The sequence below is a fragment of the Acinetobacter sp. YH01010 genome, from assembly GCF_013420775.1.
Lineage (GTDB): Bacteria > Pseudomonadota > Gammaproteobacteria > Pseudomonadales > Moraxellaceae > Acinetobacter > Acinetobacter amyesii.
Genome location: NZ_VOYF01000048.1, coordinates 1 through 4,786 on the forward strand (window position 1 = coordinate 1; position 4,786 = coordinate 4,786).

The following is a 4,786-nucleotide window of genomic DNA, read 5'->3' on the forward strand; positions in this document are numbered from 1 at the left end:
CTAGACAAAATGACACCAAATGAGTTTTACTATGATCAGCTACCCCAACAAAACAAGGTGGCTTAACTAGAGCGGAATATCACTTATAAATACGCTTTTAGTTGTTCAAACAAGTGGGACCACCTCTTACTACCGTCTGATTTTATGAAGAATTTATATAAAAAGTATCTAAAATTATATAATTAATTATATCCTTATTTAAATTGTTGTTCCAAGTAAAGATGCAGTTTTTAAGTAAAGGTAAAAATATGGGCGTACCCTTCCAGGTCGGACTAACTGGCTTCGCTCAAGCCAAACGATAAAACTGTTCATTGTACTTCTCTACTCATACGCAAAGTCTTTTTAGAATTTTAGTACGTCAACTGAAGGCGAAACGGCTACTTTCTGCACATAATTAAATGTGATCGGCTGTTATAGTTCAGCTACTTATGAGGGGTAAGTCATGTTTAAAAAATTATTACTTAGTTTACTTGTTGCTGTTCCAGTAATCGCTCAGGCTGAATGGCTTGAATTGTCAGAGGATGCTGAATACAAATCTTATATTGATCCTGAGAGGACTACTTCTACTTCTTCATCACTCCAGCAAGCAGAAACTTGGATCAAGATGATCATTCATACTGATTTATCTAAAGATGGTTTAAGTGTAGGCGATCATAAAATGGCTAAGTACAAAGTCAAATGTAATAGCAATGAAATTGGTTTAACGGCTGTGTATGCTTACAAAAAAACAGGGCAAATGATTAATTCTTATGTTCCTTCATATGTAAACTATGAACCAGTTATTCCTGAATCTAAGGGGGAGTTTATGGCTTATGTTGTTTGTAACTACCTCTATGGTGAAGCTGAGGAATGAGTACTTATTACATCAAGAAAAATGGACTTTATCTTCAAATCGAACAAGTCCGCTATGAGTCAGATTATTGGGAAATCGAAGAAATTAATGTCGAGACTAAAACTCAATATTCGTGGACCGATAAAGAAGATAAAGCTATGTCTTGGATGTTTTATGGTGATGCAGATACATATCTTGTGAAGCTCAATAGACACTCTTTCTTTAAAGATGCTAAAGTCGTTAAAGAATAAAAGCCCCTACTCGGTTAAAAGTAAGGGCTTTGACTCATTCGTAGTGATAGCTACAAGCAATTATCGTTATCTCTGCGTCTGTTACTGCATAAACTAGCCTATGCTGTTCATCTATCCTTCTGCTCCAAAATCCCGATAAGTCACCGAGTAAAGCTTCAGGTTTTCCAATACCTTCAAAGGGTGTACGTTGACATTCCTTTATTAGATTATTGATTCGCTTAAGAGTCTTTTTGTCTTGGCTTTGCCAATATACATAATCATCCCAAGCTGAAGGGGTAAAGCTAGTCTTCCTTTTCATCTAAAAGTTCTCTTTCGATTGCTTTAGATGCACGGAACTCTGCAATTGATTTTGCAAGATGTGCTGCATTCTTTGGAGAAGACATTAAGTGCAATGTTTCCATTACACTGTTGTAATAGTCTTGACCCATTACAACGGCATGTTGACCCTCTTTGCGAGTAATAACAGCTATGTCTGCATCTTCAATTACAGTATCTAAAACGGATTTTAAATTCTGTCGTGCATCTGTATAGGTAAATACTTGCATGTTTTGCATTTCCTAATTAAATATTTAGCCTTAAACAATATATATGGTCACTTCACTGATCTAGCATTAGTTGGTTAGCACATTGGCTCATAATTTCGCTATAGATACTTTATATGGACACTTAAATTAAAAATTGGCTGTTTGAGTTCATGTTTGCAAAAACATAGTTGCTGTACGGTATTCTGTACAATTTAAATGTACAATATTCTGTACATGATGTAAAGGGTGCTGTGCTTTAGGAATATCGAAAAAAGCCAGTTTTTAAGCGTACTACACTTATTGCTTCTTACTAATTAGTGTTAAAACCTATGCAAAATTTCAACCTACCTAAATCTGATGAATTTATTGATAACTTTAATTTCAATGCAAGAATTATTAGATATCGGACGTTTAAGGATACTTCTGAATTATTAATAGAAGAGAGGTGGTTCCACATGTGAACCGTACCGGGTTTGTCGGAGACTTTTTATTTAAGTTAGGCTACCTGACCTAACGGGTTAATCTTATCATAGTACATTGCTTCAAAATCAAAAGGTGATACATAACCCAGTGCACTATGTACACGCTCTTTATTGAACCAATCTACCCAGTTTAGTGTCGCAAGTTGTACATCCGCTAAACCTTGCCAATCTGCTTTTAAATATTCAATCACCTCGGTTTTGTATAAGCCATTCACTGTTTCAGCCAAAGCATTATCGTATGAATCACCGGTCGTACCGACTGATGCTCGTAAATTTGCTGCTTCTAAACGATTGGTATAGCGAATGGAAAGATACTGTACGCCCCTGTCACTATGGTGAATCACGTTCTTTGGCATGTCTCGAGCATGTAACGCTTGCTCAAGTGCAGCGAGCACCATGTCAGTATTCATCCGTGTAGATACTTTCCATCCAACAATTGCTCGTGAAAAGACATCAATAATAAAGGCGGTATATATCCAGCCTGAATGGGTTTGAATATACGGGTGAGTAGACCAAGGGAATTTCACCCTTAGCCCCTCGCAGAACCGGACATGAACCTCTCAGCTCATCCGGCTCCCATTATCCAACCGATGGTAAACATCCCATTTTCCAGTGCACAAAGGCATTTGGAAAATCACGCGCAAGTCGCCCTAAGGCATATCTAGCCCGTCTTTTATGACGGGCCAAGTTTTTATACTTACGCCTCATCCAGCGTATAAGATAAGCATTCATGTGTTGCCAGATCGCTGACATTGCTGAACCATGGAATCGACCATAGTATTGCTGCCAACCTTGAAGAATTGGATTGAATATTGCAGATAAATCACTTAATTCGCGATTACACATCAGATGTAGATGCCATTTCCGAATAGTCTGTCGCATTGCTTTAAGTGCATCACGACTGACTGCAGGAGAGAAATTTACATAAACTCTTTTATACTTGTCCACAGCCTTACGGGGCCTAAACGTGTACCCGAGAAAAGTAAATTGAACATCGGGATATGCTTTACGACGATTAATATCTTGGCAATAAACAATCTTTGTCTTGTCTGGATGCAATTCGAGACCACATTCACGAAATCGTGCATCGATCTTTTGTAAAACAAGTTTGGCTTGAGATAAACTCCGACAATGAATTACGCCATCATCTGCATAACGGCAGAACCGTACACTTTGAAGATGTTTCGTAATCCACATATCAAAAGCATAATGCATAAATAAATTCGCCAATAAAGGACTCACAACACCACCTTGTGGTGTGCCGCGATTCCTTTCTAAAAGATGGCCATTTATGTGTTGCATTGGTGCTTTTAACCAACGTTGCACATATAAAAGAATCCATGGAATTTCACAGTGTTTCTTGAGTGCACGCATTAGTAAATCATGGTCGATGTTATCAAAGAGACCTTTGATATCAAATTCCACAACCCAGTCATAATCCCAACTTCGTCTCCTCACTATCGCAATTGCATCATGGGCAGAACGCCCCGGACGATATCCATATGAGTTTGGATGAAATAATGGATCAATTTTCGGCTCTAATAAGAGCTTAACTGCTGTTTGCGCGACTCGATCTGCAACTGTTGGAATACCTAGTATACGCACGCCACCTGACTTCTTTGGAATCGGAACAGCCTTAACTGGCGGTGGAAAATAACTGCCAGAACAAAGTCGATTCCATAGTTTGTATAGGTTGTTCTTTAAATGCTTTTCGAATTGCTCAATAGATTCATGATCAACGCCTGGAGCGCCACCATTCTCTTTGACTTTTTTAAATGCCTCCCAGATTAACGCTTTAGGAATATTAAATGGTTTGGTCATAAAGTTTTGCTCCTCCTGCTTGCACAGTTGACAAATCCGTAGACCTGGATAATGCAACCCCTTCGCTCCATTACCATTACAGTAACTTCAACACTACTACGAGTTGCTCCGCCCCTTGGTGACGCATTGCTATTATCAGCCTTGCCTTTTGAGCTTGTGCCTTTCGCTTGACATCGCCACCGAAGGTTCCCGCAGTTCAACGTAAGAGCCTGAATTAGGATCGCGCTGCCTCTACGCCGGACACCGAATGGCCCGTAAGCAGGTAACGGCCAAACTAATCGCGGGGTAACTTCCATCCCCGGTTTTGATGTCATTTGAGTACTTTCGACACTTGAACGGCAGTTCACTGTTGTTCGCCTTCCTAATTCTTACCTGACATCTCTACGATGCCTTTTCCATAACGCTCACGACCGGGACTTTTGATCCAAGCCGCTTATGGTGGTTTGCTACCTGCTCCTGCAAGCCGATAGCGAGGGGCCATACCCTCATCTCTTACGCCGCTTGCTGCGGCACACTGAAGTCGGCCACCCACAAGTGATTAGGATGATCTGCATTAGAATTCCGTTTTACTAAGTCATCTGCTCGTTTTTGATCATCTCGGCTACGGGTAGTTTGTTTATTCTTCCCACGCCAAACACCTTGTATACCTAGATTTTGCATCAAGCGAGCAACTGTACAACGTGCAATAACATAACCTTCACGTTTCAATTGTTGCCAGACTTTACGCACACCATATCGACCTGAACTTTATGGCACTGTTGCAAATAGAGATTTGAGTCGATGATGTTCCCTTTAAAAAGTACTTAGAGACCGAAAACCCTGTTGATTAGACACACTTCACCCTGAGGCTGACCATAATAAAATGACGATGCTTGT

At 39.9% G+C, this 4,786-nt stretch carries 5 protein-coding genes and 2 pseudogenes; 2 read left to right on the forward strand and 5 right to left on the reverse strand.

Features of this window, described 5'->3' with window-relative positions; translation table 11 throughout:
* Positions 1-442: 442 nt before the first annotated feature.
* Both FTT77_RS16930 and FTT77_RS16935 read left to right on the forward strand, forming a co-directional pair.
* Complete coding sequence (locus FTT77_RS16930; protein WP_180109588.1) at positions 443-853, forward strand: surface-adhesin E family protein; 411 nt, start codon at positions 443-445, stop codon at positions 851-853.
* Positions 850-1,083 carry a hypothetical protein gene (locus tag FTT77_RS16935; RefSeq protein WP_180109589.1) on the forward strand — a complete coding sequence of 78 codons (234 nt, stop codon included), beginning with the start codon at positions 850-852 and terminating at the stop codon, positions 1,081-1,083. The genes FTT77_RS16930 and FTT77_RS16935 overlap by 4 nt, the downstream gene beginning before the upstream one ends.
* 34 nt (positions 1,084-1,117) lie before the next feature.
* Here FTT77_RS16935 and FTT77_RS16940 read toward each other — a convergent pair whose 3' ends face one another.
* The 5 genes and pseudogenes from FTT77_RS16940 to FTT77_RS16960 all read right to left on the reverse strand — a co-directional run.
* The gene (locus tag FTT77_RS16940; protein ID WP_180109590.1) at positions 1,118-1,381 is read right to left on the reverse strand and encodes a Txe/YoeB family addiction module toxin; all 264 of its coding nucleotides are present in this window, start codon (positions 1,379-1,381) and stop codon (positions 1,118-1,120) included.
* Positions 1,365-1,628, reverse strand: a complete 264-nt coding sequence (locus FTT77_RS16945) for a type II toxin-antitoxin system Phd/YefM family antitoxin (RefSeq protein ID WP_180109591.1) — start codon at positions 1,626-1,628, stop codon at positions 1,365-1,367. The genes FTT77_RS16940 and FTT77_RS16945 overlap by 17 nt, the downstream gene beginning before the upstream one ends.
* 475 nt (positions 1,629-2,103) lie before the next feature.
* A pseudogene (locus FTT77_RS16950) lies at positions 2,104-2,589 on the reverse strand (IS3 family transposase); the annotation flags it as partial.
* A gap of 79 nt (positions 2,590-2,668) precedes the next feature.
* A complete protein-coding gene (gene ltrA, locus FTT77_RS16955; RefSeq protein ID WP_004826931.1) occupies positions 2,669-3,910 on the reverse strand; it encodes a group II intron reverse transcriptase/maturase in 1,242 nt (413 codons plus the stop codon).
* A 504-nt stretch (positions 3,911-4,414) separates the two neighbouring features.
* A pseudogene (locus tag FTT77_RS16960) lies at positions 4,415-4,657 on the reverse strand (IS3 family transposase); the annotation flags it as partial.
* Positions 4,658-4,786: the final 129 nt, after the last annotated feature.